We start from the raw sequence: 24,153 nt of genomic DNA on the forward strand, positions 1-24,153 counted from the left end.
AGAGGTTTCTACCATATTACTTGACTAATTTAGGCAATACTCTGCACTACTTCTTTCTTAGCTTCTTTCTTAGAACCATCAAATCCTTCGACTCCGCCAACGGTAGTATACTTCATAACATATCGTTTACCAGGATTGATTTGCTGGTATGCAAACTGACACATTACCGCTGCTTCATGGAAACCTGATAATATCAATTTCAATTTACCTTCGTATGTATTTACATCACCAATAGCATATACTCCCGGTATGTTTGTTTGGTAATCTTTTGCGTTGTTTACCTTAATCGCATTTTTTTCGATATCTAAGCCCCAATCGCCAATCGGACCTAATTTAGGCGACAAACCGAATAAGGGAATAAAATTATCAACTTCTAAATACGTGTTTTCTTTCTCTTTATCTGTATGCTCAATTACAACAGCCTCTAGATGATCTTTACCATGAAGCTCCTTAACCTCAGCTTTCGTTATCAATTTAATTTTACCCAACTTGGCTAACTCAGCAGCTTTTTCTACAGAATCTAAAGCTCCTCTAAACTCATCTCTTCTATGCACCAAAGTCACTTCTGAAGCTACATCGGTTAAAAATATAGCCCAGTCTAAAGCTGAATCTCCACCACCGGAAATCACTACTTTTTTATCGCGATATACTTCTGGATCCTTAATCATATAAGCAACACCGATATCCTCAAAATTTACAATATTAGCGATAGGTGGTTTTCTTGGCTCAAAAGAACCTAGACCACCTGCAATAACTACAACTGGCGCATTATGTTGAGTTCCTTTATTCGTAGTAACTACGAATGACCCATCCTCCAATTTATCTAAAGTCTCTGCTCTTTCACCCAAAGTGAATCCAGGTTCGAAAGGCTTGATTTGCTCCATTAAATTATCTACTAAAGTACCCGCCAAGATTTCTGGAAATGCAGGAATATCGTAAATAGGTTTCTTAGGATATATCTCTGAACACTGCCCGCCTGGTTGTGGCAACGCATCTATTAAATGTGTTTTTAATTTTAATAATCCCGCTTCAAACACCGTAAATAATCCGGTTGGTCCCGCTCCTATAATGAGCATATCTGTTTTAATCATAAATTACTTTTTAACTTCTTTTAATTTCACTTAGACTATGTCCTTTATACTCTTTACTTAATACTTTGTACTCATTTACCCTATGCAGTTTCTACCGAGTACAAACTAACATTCTCTTGCGAATACTGATTTTTCGCTACTATTAATGCTTCGCGATGTTTTACCACCTCACCAATAATAATGATTGCAGGGTTTGAGAGATGTTCTTTCTCAACTACTTCTACTATAGTTTCTATAGTTGCAATACCTACTTTTTCATTCTTGCGGGTGCCGTTCTGAATTATGGCTATTGGCATTTCTGCTTTGCCTTCACCTTTAAACAGTTCTACTATTTGTGGGAGTTTTGACATTCCCATTAATATCACCACTGTTGCGCTACTTTTTGCAGCTAAAGCAACATCTGTTGATAGTTTATGTTCTTTTGTTGTACCTGTAATTACCCAAAAACTTTCAGAAGCCCCTCTTTTAGTTACTGGTATATTCTGATATGCTGGAACACTTAAACTTGATGAAATACCTGGCACCATGGCAACCTCCAAACCGTGAGAAGCAGCATACTCCATTTCTTCTGAACCACGACCGAATACAAACGGATCTCCGCCTTTTAATCGTACTACATGTCCCGCAGATTTTGCCCTGCTAACAATTAGTTCATTTATTTGCTCTTGCTGATAGGCATAACATCCCTTTCGCTTACCTACAAAAATCAACTCTGCTTTTTTAGCATAGTCCAACAACTCTTCGTTTACCAAAGCATCGTACAAAACAACATCGGCATTTTCTAGCGCCTTAATCGCTTTTAAAGTAATCAATTCTATATCACCGGGACCTGCACCTACTACTGTTAGCAGCCCACGGTTTCGGCTACACTCAACCACCGTTGGGTAACGCTCAGTCTTCGTAATATTGCTTTCTAAACTCATACCGTTTATGCTTCTGCTAATTCTTGCTCTCTAAACTTTGCAACCGTCTCTAAGAATACTTTAGCATCCTTTATATAAGACTCGGCAAATTCTTTTGTTGGTTCATTTTTATTCAGTTGAAGTACCAATTTTTCGAATCCGCCTACTACAGCAATTCTTCCATCGGCTACAAATTTCTCATCAAAATCTTTAATGATACTTACATGTGTATTCACTTTTGTATTCTCTGACGTTAGCATCGCCTTCGCTGAATTTACCATTGAAGAATATGCGTGGTAGATACTCGCAGACCATTTTTCTGAGTCGAACATATCTTGTGCATTCTGTATTTTCTCTTCACTTTCAAAGAGAAGCGTCGCAATTAAATCAATAACTACACCTGCACATTCACCTACTCCGATCGCTTTTTCATAGCGTTCTGTATTTCCCCAGTCGATAAAATCTTCTGCCGTTAAATCATCTACAGATGATAGTGGCGTTAGAAAATCGTAGAAATACATTTGTCCTTTTTCCGCGTAGTAATCTGGGAATGATAAATCACCTCCATTAGCATCGTAATCATTTAAGATTAAACGTAATGCTTCGGGACCTCTTTTACTTGGCACTTTTACTACTTTATCAGCAAAGCGTCCTTGTCCGTTGCCATCTGTACTTCCTCCCAACAGAACCTGAAGTGCAGGTGCAACTAATTTGTCTTTTGTACGAACAGACATTCCTTGAAAACCAATATTTGCCATATTGTGCTGACCACAAGCGTTCATACAACCACTGATCTTGATGACAACATCGGCGTTATTGATATAATCAGGATATTCTGTTTTTATAACTCTTTCTAGCTCTTCTGCAATACCTGTACTACTTGCTATACCTAAGTTACAGGTATCTGTACCCGGACAAGCAGTAATATCTAATGCTTTATTATAACCAGCTTCCGCAAAACCTAACTTCTTTAATTCCGTATAGAAAAACTCTATGCTTTCTTCTTTTACGAAAGGAATTAAAATATTTTGACGAAGTGATAAACGAAACTCGCCTGCTGCATATTTCTGCACCAATTTCGCTAACAAACGTGCCTTATCCGTATAGAAATCCCCTAATAATACTTTGATACCCAAAGCAACATAACCTGGTTGTTTCTGCGGAATTACATTTGTAGATTTCCACTGCTCAAATTCTTTCGTATCGGTTATTTCAACTTTCGGAACTTCTAATTGCGAAACTTTTACCTTAGGATATTCTTCTGGATCAATCGGAAACGTATCAAAAGGAACCGCTGTTTTTTCTGAAGCTAGCAATTCTTTAAATCCGTCTAGACCTAAATCTTTCAATAAGAATTTCATTCTAGCCTTTGCTCTACTCTTACGCTCACCGTAACGGTCAAAAACACGTATAACCGTTTCCATTAGCGGAATAATTTGATCTGCTGGCAAAAAGCTATATAATTCATCTGCATGTCTTGGCTGAGAACCTAATCCGCCACCCAACATTACCTTAAAACCTGGCTCTCCATTTTCAAGCTTAGCTATAAAGCCTAGATCATGCATGTATGAAAGTCCGGTATCGGCATCACTTGCAGAGAAAGAAACCTTGAACTTACGTCCCATTTCTTGACTCACCGGGTTTCTTAAGAAATACTGGAATAATGCATGTGCATAAGGAGAAACATCAAAAGGCTCATCAACATCTACCCCTGCTGTTTCACTAGCCGTTACATTACGTACCGTGTTACCACAAGCTTCTCTTAATGTAATATCATCCTTTTCTAATTCTGACCACAACTCGGGAGTCCGGTTCAAATCTACATAGTGAATCTGAATATCTTGACGTGTAGTTATGTGCAATCTACCAGTAGAATACTCGTCAGACACATAGCAAATACGTAGCAATTGCTGAGAAGTCACCTTACCATATGGCAATTTTATACGGATCATTTGAACGCCTTCTTGACGCTGTCCGTATACCCCACGAGCTAAACGAAGGCTTCTAAATTTCTCTTCATCTAATTTGCCGCCATGGAACTCATGAATCTTGCGTTCCAATTCTAAAATATCATTCGCAACTACTTGATTCTCTATTTCTGTTCTAAAACTCTGCATACTGTATCCCCTCCTAACCTCCCCAAAAGGGAGGAACACTTACTCGGGTAAAACAAGCGTTATCATTAATTTATTACTTTACTACGCCTATAGGCTTACTATACTTATTAAAATATGAAGTCTAGTTTGAATTCCCCCTTTGGGGGCTAGGAAATTTATTTATTGTATAAATCCCGCTCCCACAGTACTGTTCGATTTGGTATCGATTAGTATAAATGAACCGTTCGTTCTATGATTTTTAAATTGATCGTAGAAAATTGGCTTATTTAAACGGAAACTTACTTGGGCGATATCATTCATACCCAACGAATCTGCCTTAGTATCGACACCTGAATAATCAGGAGCAATTTTATGATGTACTTGCTCCACTTTTGCCAATACTTTATTGACACCGTGTTGTACTATATATTTATTTCCAGCCGCTAGCGGCAATGAATCCATCCAAGAAATAGTAGCGGTAAATTGCTTATCAACTGTTGGCAAATCATTCGCCTTCACTAACATGTCACCACGACTTAAATTAATTTCATCTTCTAACGTAATCGTTACCGAAGAACGTCTTGATGCTGTGTGATACTTTTTATCGTGGAAATAAATTTCTTTTATTTTTGAACGTGTTTGCGATGGAAGTGCTACTACCTCATCACCTACGCTTAACTCGCCACCATACACTTTACCTGCAAAACCTCTAAAATCGTGATGCTCATCTGTCTTCGGGCGGATAACATATTGCACCGGGAAACGCGGCGTACCAACGTTGAAAATATCTTTTCTATCTAAGGCTTCAAAATGTTCTAACAAAGTAGGACCTGTATACCAAGGTGTCTTATCTGTTTTATTTACTACGTTATCTCCTTTTAATGCACTTACAGGAATAAAAGTTATTTTCTGATCTTGATAGTCTCTTTTAGCCATTAACTCTTCAAAATCTGCTTTGATAGCATTATAAGTTTCCTCAGAATAGTCCACCAAATCCATCTTATTAATAGCTACTACTACATCTTTAATGCGCAGTAAATTATTAATAAAAAAGTGTCTGTTCGTTTGTTCGATTACACCTTTTCTAGCATCGATCAATATAATCGCAGCTTGCGAAGTAGATGCTCCTGTAACCATGTTACGAGTATATTCTACATGCCCAGGGGTATCTGCAATAATGTAACTTTTCTTTGCCGTAGAAAAATAGATATGCGCAACATCTATAGTAATACCCTGCTCACGTTCTGCTACTAAACCATCTGTTGCTAAAGAGAAATCTAAATAATCATATCCCTTTTGCTTACTGGTTTTTTCTATTGCTTCTAACTTATCGCTGGTCAAAGATTTTGTATCGTAAAGCATTCTCCCAATCAAGGTGCTTTTACCATCATCTACACTACCTGCCGTTGCTATTTTTAGTACTTCCATTACTATACTGTTAGCCATTAGCTTTAAGCTACTGGCTTTTAAATTATTAATTAAGGCTAATAGCCGATAGCCAAAAGCTAAGGGCAGAATTTTCTAAAGAAAATTCTAAAAATACCCTTGTTGTTTTCTTTTCTCCATTGCAGCTTCTGAACGTTTGTCATCTATACGTGCACCTCGTTCTGAAATGGATGAATCTCTAATTTCCTCTACAACTTTGTCAATAGTTTCCGCATCTGAAAGTACTGCTGCTGTACATGACATATCGCCTACTGTACGAAAACGAACTAATCTTTCTTCTACCACCTCATCTTCTTCTCTAAATACGATACCGTCTTCTGCAGACCAGATCATACCATCTCTAAAAAATGTTTTGCGTTTGTGTGCGAAGTAGATAGACGGAATTTCAATTTGCTCTTCTTTGATGTAAGACCAAACATCTAATTCTGTCCAGTTAGATATTGGAAAAACTCTTACGTTTTGCCCCAATTCAATTTGCCCGTTCAACATATCAAATAATTCCGGACGTTGGTTACGCTCATCCCATTGACCAAAATCATCTCTTACAGAGAAAATACGTTCTTTGGCACGTGCTTTTTCTTCATCTCTACGCGCCCCACCAATACATGCATCGAACTTAAATTCTTCGATTGCATCTAACAATGTTGTTGTCTGCAAGCTATTTCTACTAGAATATCTACCGGACTCTTCTTTTACTTTACCTTGATCGATTGAATCTTGCACATTACGCACAATCAACTCTAAACCTAATTCTTCTACCAACCTATCTCTAAATTCGATAGTCTCTGGGAAGTTATGCCCAGTATCAATATGCATTAAAGGGAAAGGAATTTTCGATGGCCAAAATGCTTTTTGAGCCAAACGAACCAATGTAATCGAATCTTTTCCTCCTGAAAATAAAAGAACTGGCTTCTCGAACTGAGCTGCTACTTCTCTAATGATATAAATTGCCTCATTCTCAAGTGCATTTATGTGAGAGGTATCTTTTAAAAGTTCTATGGATGGGGTTACTTCCAATTCCGTACTGCTATTACTCATTCTATATTTTCTTAGATAAATTATCTTATTCTTTTCTACGCTCTTAGATTAACTATGTAACCCGCATTCTCTATTTTCTAACACTTTAGTTGGGTCGAAATAGTTATGCTCATTAGGCAGATTATATTTCTTTAAATACGTGTCTAGCTGTGTGTCGTTCCAGTGGTAAAACGGACTCACCTTTAAAACGCCGTCTTTGCTTAGACTTAAAATATCTAGACTATCGCGGTGTGCAGTCTGCCCTTTTCTTAAATTCGTAAACCAAACATCTGGTTTAAATTCTGCCATTGCCCTTTTAAAAGGCTCCAACTTTACTTGCTCGGTAAATAATGCATGTCTTGGATCATCGATTTGTGGAATACCCATTACAGCATCTCTATGCGCAGTAGTCTGCTTTGGCACAAATAACTTTACGTTCAAATTCAACTTGCTGATTATTTCATCTGCATGTTTGTATGTTTTCGGGGTGTTATAACCCGTATCGCACCAAACCACAGGAATATCCTTTCTTACCCCAGATACCGCATGTAAAATAGCTACTTCATATGGTCTGAAGTTTGTAGTTACTACTGGAGTTACTGCATGCTTTACAGCCCAAGAAATAATTTCTTCTGGCGGTATACCTTTAAATTGTATGTTTAACTTCTGAACTTGTGCTTCTGTCAATGCCATAATCCTATTCTTTATTATTTACCCCACTTTACTAAATTCCAGATTCTTTCGTGAAAAAAGTACAACACCATCTTCGTTACAAAATCTATAGATGCAATTGAGGCAGCAAGTGATATTTTGCCTGTAAGTAAGTATGAAATAATTAAAGTATCTAACGTACCTATTACCCTCCAGCTAAAAGCTTTTGCGATACTACGCATTGGCTTTTCAGAAGTTTTATCTTCTTTATAGGTCGTTTTAGACTCTTTTTTATTTAAAATAAGTTGATCTGCAATCATCTTTTACTCAATTTTTATTACCCTACTAATTTAATAGAGTTTTCAAAAATAGTATTATTTTCCAAAGTAGTCGCCCTAATTTTAGATAAATTTCATTTACCCTATAGATTTAGTAGATTATTAACAAAAGGGTACGAAAAATTAATAATTCGCAATGAATTATTGCTTACAAATAAAACGAAGATGATTAGGTGGTTCTTAGGTTTATGGTAGAATTAGCGCCTGAATGCCTTATTAAACATACCGTCTTTAAAGAAAAAGTACTATCAAAACCTATTTTTTACTGGTAATAGTTCTTGACTGCGCTCGAACGGACTATAGAAAAATTTAATCATTCTTAAGGTCAAATAAATAAATTGTAGTGAGTACAGGTTTGAGCTAAAAATAAATTAAAAATGGAGATTTTACGAGATGATATCCTTTAGTGTATTATTTCGATAAACATCTAAAGCACTATCACGTACCTGCAGCATTAGCTTATGAACTGAACAGGTATTTTCATCGGGACAGTCATCGCAGGTTTCGTAGAAATTAAGACTTACACAAGGCACCATAGCAATTGGTCCTTCTAAAACCCTCATTATATCGGTCATAGATATTTCTTCGGGAGATTTTATTAAATAATAACCCCCACCTTTGCCTTTTTTTGAACCTAAGAATCCTGTTTTTCTTAAACTCAATAATATACTCTCCAAGAATTTCTGAGAGATGTTCTCTTTTTCAGCAATTTCTGAAATTTGAACGGGTTTTTTATCGGGTTGTGCCGCTAAATACGCCAGTGCCTTTAAACCATATTTTGTCTTTTTCGAGAGCATGATGCTAAGATAGCCAAATAAAAATATGTGCTAAATACTTGAACCAACAAAACATCGTTATACAGTTTCAACCATTAAATTAATTATGAAAAAAGTATTCTTATTATCGATTATCGCACTATCATCATTAGTCTTCACATCTTGTTCAAATGATGAAGATGCTGTTTCAAATGCTAACGAAAGTGAAATCATAGGCACATGGAATTTAACCGCGCTTCAAACTAAAGACGGAAAATCGAATACCGATTTTGACGGAAATGCTATAGAAACCACTTTCTCTTCTGTTGGAAAAGATTTTGACACCGTAGTCACTTTTTCTGAAGACCCACAGAATGTTACTAGCGAAGGTTCATACACGACTATATTAACTACAACCTTTATGGGCGAGTCTCAATCTGAAGAAATAGAAGGCGATGATTTTTTTCAGTCTGACAAATGGAGATTAGATGGCAGTACTTTATATTTTGTTTCTGCTGACGGAGAAGAAATCGGATTGACCATTACAGAGCTTACAGATTCTAAAATGGATCTTAAATACGATTTAAATGATACTGTTGAGGTTTTTGGAGGTACTACTTCTGTTAGTGCTACTTATACAATGACGTTAAGTAAATAGAAATACTGTTTATACAAACAAAAAATGCCCGGTATATACCGGGCATTTTTTGTTTGTATCAGAAGTTCAAATCTAGCTACATAAATAATTAATTAATAAAATTGATAGTATTACTATTATATATTAATACTTTAACTATTATTTGTGAGTAGTAATAGTTTCATTTTGGATTTTGCTATTTACATTTGCAAAGAATTAAATAACGATGATTATGAGACAAAATTTAGTATTACTTGTTAGCTTACTCGCATTTTCAACTACCATGACCTCGCAACAATCTGAAAGCGAAACAATTGAGATAGATAAGAGTAAAATTTTAGTAGAATCTGTACTTTCTGCAGAGGAACAGGCAGCATTAACACCTTTAGATGTATTTAATATTTTATCAGCAGGAAATGAAAGATTTGTAATGAGCGACCTCACCGCTAGAGACCATTCTATGCAAATAAGAGAAAGTGCAGAATCTCAATATCCAAAAGCAATAGTTCTTTCATGTGTTGACAGTAGAGTACCTGTAGAAGATGTTTTTGACAAAGGAATTGGGGATATTTTCGTTGCTCGTGTGGCAGGAAATTTTATTAACGATGATATTCTTGGTAGTATGGAATTTGCGACCAAAGTGGCGGGTGCAAAACTAATACTCGTTTTAGGTCATGAAAATTGTGGAGCAATTCATGCTGCAATAGATGGCGCAGAGTTAGGTCATATTACCAATATGTTGAAAAACATAGAACCAGCTGTAAAAATGTCAACTAAATCAGAAGGTCCTAGAACTTCTAAAAATAGACTTCTAGTACATGAGGTAAGTGAAAATAATGTTCGAGTAGCTATCGATAAAATAAAAACGGATAGCCCTATACTTAACGAAATGATGAACAAAGGCGAAATAGATATTAGAGGTGCCGTTTATGACATGGATACCGGAGTAGTGAATTTTCTTTAAAACATAAAATTATAAATGAAATAGCCCTTTCTCTGCAGAAAGGGCTATTTTTATTTTTATCAATACGTACCAAAATAGTCTGTCCTTATACTATCCCAGTGCCTGATTAATATCTGCAATAATATCATCGATATGCTCTAAACCTACCGATATTCGTACCATTCCGTCAGATATACCCACTGCTGCACGCTCTTCTATACTCAACTTACTATGTGTTGTTGATGCCGGGTGCGTTACTATTGTTCTTGAATCTCCTAAATTAGCTGACAGGGACAACAATTTTATGGAATCGAAAAACTCTCTACCTGCATCCAGTCCTCCTTTTACCTCAAAAGCTACTACACAACCACCCGCTTTCATTTGCTTAATGGCTATCTCGTATTTCGGATGCGATTTTAAGAACGGATATTTTACCCAGTTTATATTTTCATGAGCTTCTAGATACTCCGCCAATTTCAAAGCATTTTCACAATGTCTATCTACTCGTATGGCCAATGTCTCTAAACTTTTTGATAACACCCATGCATTAAACGGTGATAAAGCGGGACCTGTAATTCTTGAAAAACGATACACCTTGTCCATCAATTCTGCACTACCCACCGTAATACCTGCCAATACTCTACCTTGACCATCCATCAACTTTGTACCTGAATGAATAACTAAATCTGCACCGAATTTTATCGGCTGCTGTAAATAAGGCGATGCAAAACAGTTATCGATGACCAAAATCAAATTATTCTTTTTCGCAATCTTACCCAGCTCCTCTAAATCTAATACATCAACACCCGGATTCGTCGGAGTCTCTGCATAGATGATTTTTGTTTTCGGAGTGATTAAACTTTCTATTTCCTCTAATGCATCTATCTTGAAATAGCTATGGTCAATATTCCATTTCGGGAAGAAATTCGTAAACAACGAATGCGTTGACCCAAATATGCTTCTTGCCGAAAGTACATGATCACCACTATCTAATAATGCCGCTAAAGTAGAAAAGACTGCCGCCATACCAGATGCAAATGCAAAGCCACTCTCTGCGCCTTCCATTTGGCAAACTTTATCTATAAATTCAGTTGAATTTGGGTTCGAGTATCGTGAATATATATTCCGCTCTTTCTCTTCCGCAAACGATGCACGCATATCTTCTGCATCTTCAAACACAAAACTAGATGTCAAATACAAAGGAACGGAATGTTCCAAGTTCTCTGTTCGCTTTAACTGCGTACGTATGGCGTTCGTTTCAAATTTATTGTTGTTCTTGTTCATTTTATTCTTCTAAACTATTCTTGAAATAGAATAAAGAAAAGAGAGAATAGATTCATATCCAGTTTCCCATAACACTTCTGTCTAACCTCTTTATTCTATTTTCTAACTTCTTCTTTATCCTTTCTCCGCAATTCTCAATATATCTCCAAATACACCTCTTGCAGTAACCGCTGCTCCTGCGCCTGCTCCTTGAATTACTAACGGATTCTCACCGTAAGATTCTGTATAGATTTCTATGATGGAATCTGATCCTTTTACCTGCCCCAAGGCACTTTCTTTTGGTACGGATATCAATTTCACATCTAACACTCCTTTTTCCTTTTGAAGGTTTCCGTGTAAATCACCTACATATCGTAATACATGATTTGGCTTTTGATTCTTTTTAATTTCATTGAATTTGGCATCCAACACAACTAAATTTTCCAAAAAGAAACTTACTTCGCCATCTTGTAATTTCTTCGGGATAAGGTTATCAATATGTATATCGGCAAACTCATTATGCAAATCTAGCTCACGTGCTAATATCAATAACTTTCTACCTACATCGTTCCCAGATAAATCTTCACGTGGATCCGGCTCTGTAAATCCTTGTTGCATTGCATCTTTTAAAATAGATGAGAATGGTAGGTCACTTTCTGAAAAAGTATTGAATATATAACTCAGCGATCCTGAGAACACCCCTTTAATTCTAGTAATATTTTCTCCGGATAAATGCAATAACTTGATGGTATCTATCAATGGCAAACCTGCACCTACATTGGTTTCATACAAATATTGTTTTTGATTCTTCTGCAACTCTTCTCGTAACAACTGATAAAAATCGTATCGTAATGTATTAGCTATTTTATTTGAGGACACGATGTCAAAGCCGTAATCTACAAATTCAAAATAATTCGCCACAAAATCTTTACTTGCCGTATTATCAATAACAATCAGGTTCTCTAAATGATGGCGCTTTGCAAAATCAAAGGCATCATATACCTCATAAGATTTTCCTTTTTGTTTTAGATTCGTTTTCCAGCTTTTGGTAATTCCCTTTTCATTCAACAAAATCTTCTTGGAATTCGCGATTCCAAATACCCGTAAATCTAACTTTTTACGATCCTTGATTGTTTTGGCAGATTTCAGAATTTGATCAATCAGCGTTCCTCCGACATTTCCATGTCCGAAAATAAGAATATTAATTCTTTTGCTAATACCAAACACTTGTCCGTGCATGACGTTTACCGCCTTGTGTAAATCTGCTTTCTTCACCACCAAACTCACATTCTTACCTGACACCGTATTATTGAATAATAATGGTACAATCTGGTTTTTAATGAGTGCGTTAAACGGATTATGGAACGTACTCAAGTCTTGACCTACAATAGATATGATAGACACATCATCTATTACCGTAATCATATTCACATCTTTAGATTCGAAATCATTACTGAATTCATTCTCTAAAGCCAATTTCGCTCTCTTAGCCTTGTCCTTTTTTACGACAAGACCTATTCCTCTTTCCGAAGAACCTTGAGATATAATACTTACACTAATATTACTTGCTTCTAATGCTTTAAATATTCGGGCATCTACACCTACTTTACCTAAAAGCCCACGACCTTCAATATTAATCATCGCTACATCTTCAATAACAGAAAGCGATTTTATGCCTTCTTTGCTTGATTTTGCACTGATTAATGTTCCTTCATTATCATCATTATACGTATTTAAAATACGCAGCGGAATGTTCTTTTCAATTAGCGGAATTATCGTTTTTGCATGCAAAATAGTTGCGCCGAAATTCGCTAATTCATTTGCCTCTTCATAAGACAGGTTCGCTAACTTTTTAGCCTCTGGTACATAGTCAGGATTCGCAGTATATATCCCGTCAACATGTGTATAATTCTGTAATTCTTCAGCATCTAAAAAATTCGCCAATAGTGCTGCGGAATAATTACTACCATTCCTTCCTAAAGTAGTTGTTTCTCCATCTAACGTAGATGAAATAAAGCCCGTAATTACCGCTACGGTATCTGTAGGTATTTCAGCAAACTTTAGCAATACCTGCTCTTTTGATTCTGCCTCTAACACCTTGGCATCACCAAATGTGTTATCGGTTTTTATCACTTCACGAGTATCCACTAATTGGGCATTGATACCTTTACCTATCAATAATTTAGTTACCAATTTTGCAGAAATCAATTCTCCGTAAGCTAGTACCTCATCTTTAATTTTGGCACTGTAATCGCCCAACAAAGAAACACCTTCATATAACTTCGCCAAGCCTTTAAACTCTGCCGATAAATTTACATTTTTGTACGTATGCTTTTGATATTTTTCTAAGGCCTCAAAGTCCGACTTATAGTCTTTTCCCTTTGCAGCTTTCTCCAGCATATCCTCTAACTGGTCTGTAGCTTTTTCCCTTGCGGACAAAACAATGGCAATGTTCTCATCATTCTTCACCTTATTGGCAATAATATCTAATACACGCTCTAGCCCTTCTCCGTTGCTCAAGGACTTACCTCCAAACTTTAGAATCTTTATTTTCTTGACATTTCCGTTGGTGTTGAAAATACCACCTAGCAGTTTCTCCATTTGATCGAACTCGATCAAAAACGCATCATGACCGTGCAATGATTGTACTTCGCCATAGGTAACGTTACTCTTCGCTTGCGCCAATTGCTTAAACGTATCTTTATTTTCTTGTGCGGTAAAGAACATATCAGAATCGACACCAATAATATGAATGTTGGTATCGCTATTTTGCAGTTTGATGAAATTCTCATCTCCACCTCTAGTAACATCAATGGTCTTCAATAACTGATTCATCAATTTATAGGCAGATAACTGAAAACGCTCTTGCAGCTTATCGCCATGATGCATTAACCAACTTTCTACATTAAAAACCTTTAACTCATCATTTGTACTTCTTTTGAAGCGCTCTTTGAAGGAAGCGGGAGTTCTATAACATAACATTGCATGCATACGTGCATCGTGTACAGGTTGTTTTGAGTTTACCAAAAACTGCTCTTGAATTTGACAGTTGGCAATGAGCCAATCGGTCGATTTCCAATCAGATGCCACAGGTATTAAATGCTCTGTCAATGTTGGGTGTAATGCTGCCATTTCCCAAGCTATACCACCACCTAAAGACCCACCAATTAATGCAAACAATCGGTCTATTTTTAACTGTTGCAAGCCCAATAAAAAAATTCTAGCCACATCGCCAGCTACAAAATCTTTGTAGTTTTCAATCACGAATTTATCATGACCGTTACCCGGTATGTTGAATGCCAAAATGGTATATTTCTGGGTATCTATACATTTTTCCTCACCAATAAGTGCAGACCACCAACCATCTTTACCAGTAACGTTAGAGTTACCCGTTAAAGCATGGTTCACCAAAATTATCGGTGCCGTATGCAACTCTTTGCCGAATACCTGATACGATAATTGAATATCTTGCGAGGTACCGCTTAAGGTCTTGTATTGTTTAATCTGTAATTGATGTAGCATCTATTTCAAAATCAATTTGTGGCTTGGCTTCGACTTCGCTCAGCCACCTTCTTTATAAAATTCATGAATAATCGGTCACTGAGCGGAGCCGAAGTGTACGTTTGCTTCGGCTCCGCTCAGCTAACTAAATTAAAGACTAGCAAATGCCTGCTCTAAATCGGCTTTTAAATCTTCGATATCTTCTAAACCAACAGATAAACGAATTAAATCTCGACCTACACCTGCACTATCTTGCTGCTCGGCAGTTAATTGTTGGTGTGTTGTACTTGCTGGGTGAATGATCAATGACTTCGTATCACCGATATTTGCTAGCAACGAAAATATCTTTGTAGCATCGGTAACTTTTTTAGCAGCTTCGAACCCACCTTTTAAGCCAAAGGTTACAATGCCGCTTTGTCCCTTTGGTAAATATTCTTTTGCTAACGCATTGTATTTGTTGCTTTTAAGCCCTGGGTAATTTACCCATTCCACTTCTTTTTTACCCTCTAACCACGTAGCCAATTCTAATGCATTTGCACTATGTTGCTTTATACGTACCGGTAAAGTTTCTAAACCTTGAATAATTTGGAATGCGTTAAACGGACTCAATGCTCCACCGAAATCACGTAAGCCTTCTAATATTAATTTAAAGGTAAATGCTGCCGCACCTAATGCTTCACTATAAACCAAACCGTGGTAACCGGCAGATGGCTCTGTAAACTCCGGGAATTTTCCATTTGTCCAATCAAAAGTACCTGCATCAATAATTGCTCCACCTAAAGAAGTTCCTTGTCCGCCGATATATTTTGTCAGCGAGTGAATTACCAAGTTTGCTCCATGTTCAATCGGATTTAACAATGACGGAGTAGCCACTGTATTATCCACTATAAATGGTACTCCCGCTGCTTTAGATTCTTTTGAAATTGCTTTTAAATCCAATACATCTAATTTAGGATTCCCTAAAGACTCAACAAAAAATGCTCTTGTATTCTCCTGTACAGCTTTTCCAAAATTTTCAGGATCTGATGCATCAACGAATGTTGTTGTGATTCCGAATCTTGGTAAGGTTACGTTCAATAAGTTAAAGGTACCACCGTATAAACTGCTCGATGCCACAATGTGATCGCCTGCTTTCAATAAAGTCAATAAACCTGTAGAAATAGCAGCTGTACCCGATGCGAAAACTACTGCGCCAATACCACCTTCTACTGCAGCTAATCTGTCTTGTAGAATTTGATTGGTAGGGTTATTCAATCTTGTATAAATGAACCCTAGTTCTTTTAAAGAAAATAAGTTTGATGCATGGTCTGTATTATTAAATACATACGATGATGTCTGATAAATAGGCACCGCTCTTGTACCACCGTTGGTAGTTGTGTCGTGACCTGCGTGTAATGCGTTTGTTGCTAATTTGTAATTACTCATGATTTTGTTGTTTTTAAAAATTGTTTAAATAATTAAAAAGCTCAACCTCGACCTGCAAAAATTGCGGGTAGGTAAAATCAAAAAGTTATAAGAAAGTAATATCGAAGAAAATTCGATTACTGTTATCCATCCCCTAAGGGTAGAATGTAGCACCTTCTTTGTGCGAACAAAGGGTTGCTAAGGTTTCAAAGGGTCTAATCCCTCCACCTTTCTTGATAACTATTCAATAAGTGTGTGAACTTTGAGCTACAAATATTGGGCAGAAGTTTCTAATAACCTAAGATTTTAAGAAAAATATATAATTTGAGGTTGTGTTGTTAGTTTTCTGTGTGTATTTGAATTGGTAGACTACTGTAATAAAATACCTGCTTAAAATAAGATTGGTTTTTTAATTTTCGATGTTGCCGCTTAAATGAAATCAGTCAAATAACAAGCTTTTTTTTACTCAATTTTAGATAAGTTCAGTAATATCCCCCTATGCATCTAGTTTATGCTCAATTCTTTTTAATATCCCATAAACACAATTAAAATAGTCAAATGAATGTTTTTTAGCTATTTCGGATTTTGCAAGCCCTTGAAATTGTGGGATATCTGAAATACTAAATTCCTTAAAATTAAGCGGTTCCTTATCTATTTTTCCAAAAGTCCCCATATAAAATGGCACTTTTATATTCTTAAATATTTTTCTAGAGTCTGAATGTGAAAAACCGTTTCTTAAACGCTCTCTAAATTCGTGTAAAATTTTCTTTTCTGCTTTTGTTATTAAGCCTTTACTGCATGAACTATTAATGGTTCGACTTAAATCCAAACTACTATATTTATCAAGTCCTTCTTTATAAAATGTATCCATTTCTTCTAAATTAGATGATAGCTTAACTCCATATTCGCTATAAAGTAAACCTGTTTTTAAAGTATCCTCTAGTAAATGGTTAGTCAAGGTAATTGCCGCTTGATGTAGACCAAAGAATATACAATAGCATATTTCAGTACGAACCTCTTTTAAATTATCTAATATGGTTAATTCATCTTCAAAAAAGGCTTAATCTTTGCAGCTTTTTGTAAATCGAAATCCAACTTCGAATTAACCTTTTCTGTAATAAATTTTTTAATTACCTTTTCTAAATTCTCCAAATTAAATATGAAATTACATTTTAATTATAAATAACTACAGAACTACTCCAACACAGAAAACTCAACACTAGAATCTGTAAATACCGTATGCGTTTGGGTTTTAAAATCTGATTCATCTGCCTCGAAGATATTATCTACATAAGTCTGAGGATTTAAATCTATTAACGGAAACCACGTGCTTTGTACTTGCACCTGTAACTTGTGCCCTTTCTTAATAGTATGAAAAACATCTTGCAGCTTTATGTTTACATCTGTCTTTTGGTTCGCTACAAATGGCTCTGGGTTTGCAAAGCTATTTCTAAAACGCCCACGCAATACTTCGCTACGTACCATTAAATGGTAGTTGCTCATTTTTAAGTGGTCTTGCATTCCTTCATAAGCTGGCTCATCGGCTGGATGTACGTCAATGATTTTTACAATCCAATCTGCTGCAGAACCTGTGGTGGCCACTTTTAGCTTGGCAAGAATATCACCTGCTAGGGTCAAATCATTTTCTATCACTTCGGTTTCAAAAACCAAAACATCGCCACGGCGAGCAGCAAAACGCTGATCGTCTGTCATGTATTTTCTCGGGGTAAATACCGTTTTAATATCTTCTGAATACGGGACTGGTTTTTTAATATCACTAATAAACTTTACTTCCTCAACCGCTTTTGGCTCAAAGGTCAGTTCTTGATCCGGAGATAAATACATATCTTTTTTGACTACACCTGCCGGTGGCCAGGTATCGTAAGTCTTCCAATCTTTTCTACCGGTATCGAAAACGTAAGCTTCCGGTAATCCGCTATTTTTATCTCCGTTTCCTTTTAAGAAGTGGTCAAAGAATTTCGTTTCTATGTTCTCTTGAAAAAACTCAGAAATACTATCACCAAAGTAATAGTTACCTACGATGTTCTGACCTTTTCTTCTTGCCCATCCGCCGTGATCCCACGGTCCGAATACCAAAGTATTGTAATTATCGGCATTGTACTTTTCAATATTCTTGTAGGTTTCTAATGGTCCGTATAAATCTTCGGCATCAAACTCTCCCCCAACAACCATAGTCGCTACCGTTGGTTTTACATTTTTTAAGTGCTGAATTAATCCCTTGCTCTGCCACATTTCATCATAATTAGGATGCTGCTTTAGCTCGTTCCAAAAATAATCATCGGTTACCCCTTCTTTTGCCATACGTGGCGTATCTGTAGTTTCATATTCAAAGAAGCGATCTAAATTTTTCAGCGGACCTTCATCTAAAAAGAATTGATACTGATCTTCCGTTGGTAAATCGGGCAGTGTATACCATGCCGTATCTATAGGTTTATCACTATCTGGTCTTGGCGTACCAAATAATGATGTTGCCCTAAAGTAGCTCAACAAATAGGCTCCGTTATGGTGAAAATCATCAAAAAAGAAATCGGCAATACTCGCCTGTGGCGAGGCTGCTTTTAACGCTGGGTGTGCATCTACAACGGCATACGTAGAATAATAACCAGGATATGAAATTCCCCAAATACCCACATTACCATTATTGTTTTCTACATTGTTTACCAGCCAGTCAATCGTATCATACGTATCTGAGCTTTCGTCAATATCTTTTTCTGATTTTTTATTCGGATTGAAAGCACGCATGTTCTCATAATGACCTCCACTTAACCAACGCCCACGAACATCTTGGTAAACTACAATGTAGCCATCTTGCATCATGTGAATATTCGGAGCAATTTTCGTCTTGAATTCGCCTTCTCCGTATGGTTGCGAACTATAGGGAGTTCGTTGCATGATGATCGGGTATTCTTTTGAAGTGTCTTTTGGCGAATACACCGTAGTGTGCAATTTAACGCCGTCACGCATAGTGATATCGACTTCTTTCTTGGTGTAGTTATCCGCTACATAAGTTTCGGAGACTTCAGCATCTGCTACTTTAGGTGCTGTTTTTCTACAGGAAATAATTAATGTTGAAAGAAAAATTAGGGTAAAAAAGTGTTTAATGGTAAACTTTGGCATGTCTTAAGAGTTTGAAGTCTTAAATCTAAGAAAGTTTACTCGAATATTGGAGATTTATGGATAGGTAGACACAGGAAAATTTTGACTTATTGAATACCTAATTTGAAGTTTACCAAATTACGTCATAGTCTATCAACCATGCAATACCGATTACTCGGCAGACTTAATATATTTTAAAAAATAAAAAGTGTTATTTAGAAAGGGAAAATGTTTCATAAATGCTATCAGACGATAGCATTTATGAAGCAATTGTAAACAAGATTATACCATGAACAACTTTCTAACAAGCATGAGTATGCCCGTAAAAAAATCGCTTCTATATTCTTGAACAGTAGTTTCTTGGAGTAGTTGTTTTTTCATTTGGTTAATGTTTAGTGTGTTGGAATTTAATCAGAAAAAGGAATCAATGCAACTGTTTCTTTATTTTTTTTAATTTGAAAATCCGGATTGATTTTCACCGAACGATATTCGGTTTTGTCGGCATCTAAAACAACATACTCAGAAATTAGGTCGGTTTCTTTTGAGCAAGACTGTAATATTATGCAAGCCAAAATGGCTAGAGAAATACTGTGGGGTAATGACATGGCATTCGTAGGTTAAGTTATTACTTTAATAGGTTTTCAAAGATTCAATACTTTAAACAGATTTATAATCAAGCTGAATTTTGGGGCTTCAACCTGAACTTGTTTCTGTCCGTTTTTTGTTTGTACAACTAGTATATATTTCATCTTTGTAGGTGGCGAGATTTGGGATTCTCTAATTATTATATTTCAAATATATATAATCCTTTTCCTACAAAATAGTTTATGTGGTCAAAGTATGCCAACTTGTTGTGAATGGGTGTTAATTGGCTTGTGAGGTAATTTTGAGACAAAAAAATGCCCCGTGAAACACGAGGCATTTTTACATACTTAATTTTATTTGAGAAAACATATTAACTTGACTTCACCCTTTAATAAGTTGAAAATTAAAATGTAAACAACAAAGTATTCATCTCCATTACAAATAAATAGCTTCGTTGAAGTAGCAGTAAAGTCTATAAATTAAACGCTGACTTTATCTCTGCTACTTTATCTAATTTTTCCCAAGTGAATAATTCCACTTCCCTTTCGATGCGACCATTATATGGCGATTCAAAAACCTTAGTAACTGTTACGGGAGTTTTACCCATGTGTCCGTATGCAGCGGTTTCTAAATAAATCGGGTTTCTTAATTTTAAACGTTCTTCAATAGCAAAAGGTCTCATGTCAAATAACTGCGCAACTTTCTTGGCAATATCACCATCGCTCAACCCTACTTTAGATGTACCGTAAGTATCCACATAAATAGATGTTGGCTCTACAACACCAATCGCATAACTAACTTGTACCAAAATTTCGGTTGCCACACCTGCAGCCACTAAATTTTTTGCTGCATGACGTGCCGCATAAGCTGCACTACGGTCTACCTTGCTTGGATCTTTACCGCTAAAAGCGCCACCACCGTGAGCTCCTTTACCACCATACGTATCAACAATAATCTTACGACCTGTTAATCCGGTATCGCCATGCGGACCACCGATTACGAACTTACCTGTTGGGTTTATATGATATTTGATCTGATCATCAAACAATTTCTGAGTATCTACAGGTAATTGTGCCTTTACCCTTGGTATCAATTTTGAAATAATGTCGGACTTAATTTTTGCCAACATTTTCTCATCATCTGCATCAAAAGCATCGTGCTGTGTAGAAACTACAATAGTATCTATACGTATTGGCTCATTGGCATCTGAATATTCTATGGTAACCTGTGCTTTTGCATCTGGTCTTAAATAAGAAATCTCTTTATTCTCGCGACGCATTTCTGCCAAAGTATGTAGAATTTTGTGGGAGATATCTAAAGCTAACGGCATGTAGTTCTCGGTCTCGCTAGTTGCGTAACCGAACATCATACCTTGATCACCTGCACCTTGCTCTTCTTTTGAACCACGGTCTACACCTTGGTTAATGTCTTGAGACTGCTCATGTATCAACGATATCACTCCGCAAGAATCTCCGCTAAACTGGTATTCTCCTTTTGTATAACCTATTTTATTGATGACTTCACGGGCAATGTTCTGTACATCTAAATAGGTATCACTTTTAACTTCTCCCGCTAATACTACTTGACCAGTTGTTACTAATGTCTCGCAAGCAACTTTACTTTCTGGATCAAAGGCAAGAAAATTATCTAATAACGCGTCACTGATTTGATCCGCAACTTTGTCCGGATGTCCTTCACTAACAGATTCTGATGTAAATAAATATGGCATAACAATCTTTTTTTTTCAAAGGATTTGAATGAATGCCGAAAAGAAGTGTGATGTGATATAGTATCAACATCAACTGCTTTAGCATTTTTTTCGCTTTATACCCTAAGGCTAAAACAGAGGTTGCAATCAGTCAAATCCCTCCTCACTTTTTTAATTCAGATGCAAAAATAGAAAAAATGTTCTGTTCAATTCTTAATATGATGTTATTTATTGACTCAATTAAATGAATCGATAATTCTCGTATCTGAATTATCAGCATAAATATAGTATTCATAATGCACCAGAGTTATTACATTCTTTTAAAACTGGCATCTAAACGAATATTTAATTTAATCGAACTTGATAAATGAATCGACTTCGGTAATTATTTTTATGCCATACAACAAATATGTTTTTACTTCCTGATGTTATCTTGTATCTTGTACCATCGAAATTTTATGAGATTAACAACACAACCATTAATCAAAATAATTCTATGCACATAGCAGTTGCCGGAAATATCGGTGCAGGAAAAACAACCCTAACTAGATTACTTGCTAAACATTATAAATGGGAAGCTCATTATGAAGATGTAGTAGAGAACCCGTATTTAGATGATTTTTACAATCAGATGGAACGCTGGAGTTTTAACCTTCAGATATACTTTTTAAACAGTAGGTATCGCCAAATTCTTCAGATCAAGGAAAGCGGTAAAGAAATTATACAGGATAGAACCATTTATGAGGATGCGCATATTTTTGCGCCCAACCTTCACGCGATGGGTTTAATGACCAATCGTGATTTTCAGAATTACTCTAGCTTATTCGACCTAATGGAAAGCTTGGTACAACCGCCAGACCTTCTTATATACTTACGTAGCTCTATACCTAACCTGGTAAAACAGATTCATAAAAGAGGCCGCGAATATGAAAACTCGATTTCAATTGACTATTTAAGCCGATTGAACGAACGATACGAAGCTTGGATTCATGGGTATGAAAAAGGAAACTTATTGATCATCGATGTTGACGATTTAGATTTTGTGGACAATCCCGAAGATTTAGGTAGTATTCTCAATAAAATTGATGCCCAAATTAACGGTTTATTTTAGGTTCATTTTTGCAAAGCCCGAAACCAATGGAGAATTTTGAAAAAAAAGCGACTCGCTTTCTTCAAGATGGAATTCCGTTTTTGTTCATCATCGATTTTGAAAAATCAATAAAAAAGGTTTTTACGTTTGAAGAAGCTGCAAACGAAAATATCTTCTTCAATATCAAAGGCAACGGTAATGATGAAAATCTTGCTAAAACTAATCTTGAAGGTGTCGATTTTGATTTAAAACCAACATTGGTTTCTAAAGAAATTTACGAGAAAGCCTTTAACACAGTTAAACAAGAACTAAATAATGGTAATAGCTTTTTGCTAAATCTTACTTTCCCTACAGCGGTTAAAACAGCGGTAGGTTTAAATGAGATTTATCAAAAAGCCCATGCGCCATACAAGCTTTTATATAAAGATAAATTCGTTGTTTTTTCGCCCGAATGCTATTTAAAAATCAAGGATGGCAATATTTTCTCATATCCTATGAAAGGCACGATAAATAGCGACATACCGAATGCACAAGAATTATTGCTTGCGAATAAAAAGGAGCTCTACGAGCATAATACCATCGTTGACCTTATACGCAACGACCTTTCTATGATCGCTAAAAAAGTAAGGGTCAATAAATTTAGGTTCGTAGATAAAATTAAAAAAGGTGATCAAGAATTACTACAGACCAGTACCGAAATACAAGGAGAACTACCTGAGAATTGGAAAGATAACTTCGCTTCTTTATTATTAAAAACATTACCGGCGGGATCTATAAGCGGGGCACCAAAAAAGAAAACACTAGAAATTATTTCTAAAGCGGAAATTGAACCACGTGGTTTCTATACGGGAATCTTTGGCGTATTTGACGGACACCAAATTGATAGCGCGGTAAGCATACGGTTTATTGAAAAAATTAATGACACCCTTTTTTACAAAAGTGGCGGTGGGATTACTCACTTGAGCGAGATGAATGAGGAATACCAAGAACTTTTAGAAAAAATATATGTACCCATTATTTGAATCTGTTTGCATTGAAAATAGCCAAATTAAGAATGAAGAATTTCATAAAGCTAGATTCAATAGGTCTTATATTCAACACTTTAAATCCCTACCAACCTACTCGTTATTCGATGGCATACACCTTACTAATTTAGACAACTCCTTAAAATATAAGTTGCGCATTGGTTACAAACAACATGGTACTCGATTCTCTATTTCTGAATATAAAAATAGTATACCAACCTCCCTTAAATTAGTTAGAGACAACAATATTTCTTACGCCTTTAAAAAAAACAACCGTAAAAAATTAAACGAACTCTTTTTACAAAAAGGTGAAGCCGATGATGTTTTGATTATTAAAAACGGATTAGTAACAGACGCATCTTACTCAAATATACTTTTCTTTGACGGTAAGCAAATAATAACGCCTTCTACCCCACTACTTGAAGGCACTTGCAGAGCCAGACTTTTAGCTAAAAATAGTATTGTAGAGAAGTCAATTTCAGTAGCTGACCTTCAAAATTTTGAAAGCTTTCAATTGGTAAATGCCCTCAATGATTTCGATGAAAGCAGGTGGATTCCTATTCAAAACATTAAAAAGGACTAAG

20 protein-coding genes and 1 riboswitch are annotated in these 24,153 nt (G+C 36.1%); of the genes, 5 read left to right on the forward strand and 15 right to left on the reverse strand.

Annotated elements, in window-relative coordinates:
- Positions 1–29 precede the first annotated feature (29 nt).
- From ACPF9A_RS05000 to ACPF9A_RS05035, 8 genes are all read right to left on the reverse strand, one after another.
- The gene (locus ACPF9A_RS05000; RefSeq protein WP_424002221.1) at positions 30–1,091 is read right to left on the reverse strand and encodes an NAD(P)/FAD-dependent oxidoreductase; all 1,062 of its coding nucleotides are present in this window, start codon (positions 1,089–1,091) and stop codon (positions 30–32) included.
- Between the two features lie 80 nt (positions 1,092–1,171).
- A complete protein-coding gene (cobA, locus tag ACPF9A_RS05005) occupies positions 1,172–2,014 on the reverse strand; it encodes a uroporphyrinogen-III C-methyltransferase (RefSeq protein ID WP_424002223.1) in 843 nt (280 codons plus the stop codon).
- A 5-nt stretch (positions 2,015–2,019) separates the two neighbouring features.
- Complete coding sequence (locus ACPF9A_RS05010; protein ID WP_424002225.1) at positions 2,020–4,110, reverse strand: HEPN domain-containing protein; 2,091 nt, start codon at positions 4,108–4,110, stop codon at positions 2,020–2,022.
- A gap of 159 nt (positions 4,111–4,269) precedes the next feature.
- Positions 4,270–5,517 carry a sulfate adenylyltransferase subunit 1 gene (locus tag ACPF9A_RS05015; protein WP_424002227.1) on the reverse strand — a complete coding sequence of 416 codons (1,248 nt, stop codon included), beginning with the start codon at positions 5,515–5,517 and terminating at the stop codon, positions 4,270–4,272.
- A gap of 105 nt (positions 5,518–5,622) precedes the next feature.
- Positions 5,623–6,573 carry a sulfate adenylyltransferase subunit CysD gene (gene cysD, locus ACPF9A_RS05020; protein WP_424002229.1) on the reverse strand — a complete coding sequence of 317 codons (951 nt, stop codon included), beginning with the start codon at positions 6,571–6,573 and terminating at the stop codon, positions 5,623–5,625.
- Positions 6,574–6,621: 48 nt separating this feature from the next.
- The gene (locus ACPF9A_RS05025; protein WP_299325279.1) at positions 6,622–7,245 is read right to left on the reverse strand and encodes a phosphoadenosine phosphosulfate reductase family protein; all 624 of its coding nucleotides are present in this window, start codon (positions 7,243–7,245) and stop codon (positions 6,622–6,624) included.
- Positions 7,246–7,259: 14 nt separating this feature from the next.
- The gene (locus ACPF9A_RS05030; RefSeq protein ID WP_291793982.1) at positions 7,260–7,523 is read right to left on the reverse strand and encodes a DUF2061 domain-containing protein; all 264 of its coding nucleotides are present in this window, start codon (positions 7,521–7,523) and stop codon (positions 7,260–7,262) included.
- A gap of 404 nt (positions 7,524–7,927) precedes the next feature.
- Positions 7,928–8,338: an RrF2 family transcriptional regulator gene (locus ACPF9A_RS05035; protein WP_073247064.1), complete on the reverse strand. Its 411-nt coding sequence runs from the start codon at positions 8,336–8,338 to the stop codon at positions 7,928–7,930.
- An 85-nt stretch (positions 8,339–8,423) separates the two neighbouring features.
- On the opposite strand from ACPF9A_RS05035, the gene ACPF9A_RS05040 reads away from it, so the two are divergent.
- Together ACPF9A_RS05040 and ACPF9A_RS05045 are read left to right on the forward strand one after the other, a co-directional pair.
- Positions 8,424–8,954, forward strand: coding sequence for a hypothetical protein (locus ACPF9A_RS05040; protein ID WP_424002232.1), 531 nt, complete (start codon positions 8,424–8,426; stop codon positions 8,952–8,954).
- Between the two features lie 211 nt (positions 8,955–9,165).
- The gene (locus ACPF9A_RS05045) at positions 9,166–9,897 is read left to right on the forward strand and encodes a carbonic anhydrase family protein (protein WP_424002234.1); all 732 of its coding nucleotides are present in this window, start codon (positions 9,166–9,168) and stop codon (positions 9,895–9,897) included.
- 90 nt (positions 9,898–9,987) lie between these two features.
- On the opposite strand, the gene ACPF9A_RS05050 is transcribed toward ACPF9A_RS05045, so the two are convergent.
- The 7 genes from ACPF9A_RS05050 to metK form a co-directional block, all read right to left on the reverse strand.
- Complete coding sequence (locus ACPF9A_RS05050) at positions 9,988–11,160, reverse strand: trans-sulfuration enzyme family protein (protein ID WP_424002236.1); 1,173 nt, start codon at positions 11,158–11,160, stop codon at positions 9,988–9,990.
- Between the two features lie 114 nt (positions 11,161–11,274).
- Positions 11,275–14,661, reverse strand: a complete 3,387-nt coding sequence (gene thrA / locus ACPF9A_RS05055) for a bifunctional aspartate kinase/homoserine dehydrogenase I (protein WP_424002238.1) — start codon at positions 14,659–14,661, stop codon at positions 11,275–11,277.
- Between the two features lie 129 nt (positions 14,662–14,790).
- Positions 14,791–16,065 (reverse strand): O-acetylhomoserine aminocarboxypropyltransferase/cysteine synthase family protein, encoded by a 1,275-nt coding sequence (locus ACPF9A_RS05060; RefSeq protein WP_424002240.1) that lies wholly within the window; start codon positions 16,063–16,065, stop codon positions 14,791–14,793.
- 119 nt (positions 16,066–16,184) lie between these two features.
- Positions 16,185–16,287: riboswitch (SAM riboswitch) on the reverse strand.
- 253 nt (positions 16,288–16,540) lie between these two features.
- Positions 16,541–17,002 (reverse strand): hypothetical protein, encoded by a 462-nt coding sequence (locus tag ACPF9A_RS05065; RefSeq protein WP_424002242.1) that lies wholly within the window; start codon positions 17,000–17,002, stop codon positions 16,541–16,543.
- A 236-nt stretch (positions 17,003–17,238) separates the two neighbouring features.
- Positions 17,239–19,182 (reverse strand): CocE/NonD family hydrolase, encoded by a 1,944-nt coding sequence (locus ACPF9A_RS05070; protein ID WP_424002244.1) that lies wholly within the window; start codon positions 19,180–19,182, stop codon positions 17,239–17,241.
- 386 nt (positions 19,183–19,568) lie between these two features.
- Positions 19,569–19,766: a hypothetical protein gene (locus ACPF9A_RS05075; RefSeq protein ID WP_424002246.1), complete on the reverse strand. Its 198-nt coding sequence runs from the start codon at positions 19,764–19,766 to the stop codon at positions 19,569–19,571.
- Positions 19,767–20,218: 452 nt separating this feature from the next.
- Positions 20,219–21,475, reverse strand: coding sequence for a methionine adenosyltransferase (gene metK, locus ACPF9A_RS05080; protein WP_424002248.1), 1,257 nt, complete (start codon positions 21,473–21,475; stop codon positions 20,219–20,221).
- 475 nt (positions 21,476–21,950) lie between these two features.
- On the opposite strand from metK, the gene ACPF9A_RS05085 reads away from it, so the two are divergent.
- The 3 genes from ACPF9A_RS05085 to ACPF9A_RS05095 are packed head-to-tail and all read left to right on the forward strand — an operon-like array spanning position 21,951 to position 24,152.
- Positions 21,951–22,565, forward strand: a complete 615-nt coding sequence (locus ACPF9A_RS05085) for a deoxynucleoside kinase (RefSeq protein ID WP_424002250.1) — start codon at positions 21,951–21,953, stop codon at positions 22,563–22,565.
- 26 nt (positions 22,566–22,591) lie between these two features.
- Positions 22,592–23,566 carry an aminodeoxychorismate synthase component I gene (locus tag ACPF9A_RS05090; protein ID WP_424002252.1) on the forward strand — a complete coding sequence of 325 codons (975 nt, stop codon included), beginning with the start codon at positions 22,592–22,594 and terminating at the stop codon, positions 23,564–23,566.
- The gene (locus tag ACPF9A_RS05095; RefSeq protein WP_424002254.1) at positions 23,550–24,152 is read left to right on the forward strand and encodes an aminotransferase class IV; all 603 of its coding nucleotides are present in this window, start codon (positions 23,550–23,552) and stop codon (positions 24,150–24,152) included. The genes ACPF9A_RS05090 and ACPF9A_RS05095 overlap by 17 nt, the downstream gene beginning before the upstream one ends.
- The last annotated feature ends 1 nt before the right edge of the window (position 24,153 follow it).

The sequence above is a fragment of the Maribacter sp. IgM3_T14_3 genome (assembly GCF_049603095.1).
Taxonomy (GTDB): domain Bacteria; phylum Bacteroidota; class Bacteroidia; order Flavobacteriales; family Flavobacteriaceae; genus Maribacter.

Coding starts and splice junctions, on each gene's coding strand:
- ACPF9A_RS05000 (WP_424002221.1), bottom strand. CDS start 1,091: ATGATTAAAACAGATATGCTCATTATAGGAGCGGGACCAACCGGATTA.
- cobA (WP_424002223.1), bottom strand. CDS start 2,014: ATGAGTTTAGAAAGCAATATTACGAAGACTGAGCGTTACCCAACGGTG.
- ACPF9A_RS05010 (WP_424002225.1), bottom strand. CDS start 4,110: ATGCAGAGTTTTAGAACAGAAATAGAGAATCAAGTAGTTGCGAATGAT.
- ACPF9A_RS05015 (WP_424002227.1), bottom strand. CDS start 5,517: ATGGAAGTACTAAAAATAGCAACGGCAGGTAGTGTAGATGATGGTAAA.
- cysD (WP_424002229.1), bottom strand. CDS start 6,573: ATGAGTAATAGCAGTACGGAATTGGAAGTAACCCCATCCATAGAACTT.
- ACPF9A_RS05025 (WP_299325279.1), bottom strand. CDS start 7,245: ATGGCATTGACAGAAGCACAAGTTCAGAAGTTAAACATACAATTTAAA.
- ACPF9A_RS05030 (WP_291793982.1), bottom strand. CDS start 7,523: ATGATTGCAGATCAACTTATTTTAAATAAAAAAGAGTCTAAAACGACC.
- ACPF9A_RS05035 (WP_073247064.1), bottom strand. CDS start 8,338: ATGCTCTCGAAAAAGACAAAATATGGTTTAAAGGCACTGGCGTATTTA.
- ACPF9A_RS05040 (WP_424002232.1), top strand. CDS start 8,424: ATGAAAAAAGTATTCTTATTATCGATTATCGCACTATCATCATTAGTC.
- ACPF9A_RS05045 (WP_424002234.1), top strand. CDS start 9,166: ATGAGACAAAATTTAGTATTACTTGTTAGCTTACTCGCATTTTCAACT.
- ACPF9A_RS05050 (WP_424002236.1), bottom strand. CDS start 11,160: ATGAACAAGAACAACAATAAATTTGAAACGAACGCCATACGTACGCAG.
- thrA (WP_424002238.1), bottom strand. CDS start 14,661: ATGCTACATCAATTACAGATTAAACAATACAAGACCTTAAGCGGTACC.
- ACPF9A_RS05060 (WP_424002240.1), bottom strand. CDS start 16,065: ATGAGTAATTACAAATTAGCAACAAACGCATTACACGCAGGTCACGAC.
- ACPF9A_RS05070 (WP_424002244.1), bottom strand. CDS start 19,182: ATGCCAAAGTTTACCATTAAACACTTTTTTACCCTAATTTTTCTTTCA.
- ACPF9A_RS05075 (WP_424002246.1), bottom strand. CDS start 19,766: ATGTCATTACCCCACAGTATTTCTCTAGCCATTTTGGCTTGCATAATA.
- metK (WP_424002248.1), bottom strand. CDS start 21,475: ATGCCATATTTATTTACATCAGAATCTGTTAGTGAAGGACATCCGGAC.
- ACPF9A_RS05085 (WP_424002250.1), top strand. CDS start 21,951: ATGCACATAGCAGTTGCCGGAAATATCGGTGCAGGAAAAACAACCCTA.
- ACPF9A_RS05090 (WP_424002252.1), top strand. CDS start 22,592: ATGGAGAATTTTGAAAAAAAAGCGACTCGCTTTCTTCAAGATGGAATT.
- ACPF9A_RS05095 (WP_424002254.1), top strand. CDS start 23,550: ATGTACCCATTATTTGAATCTGTTTGCATTGAAAATAGCCAAATTAAG.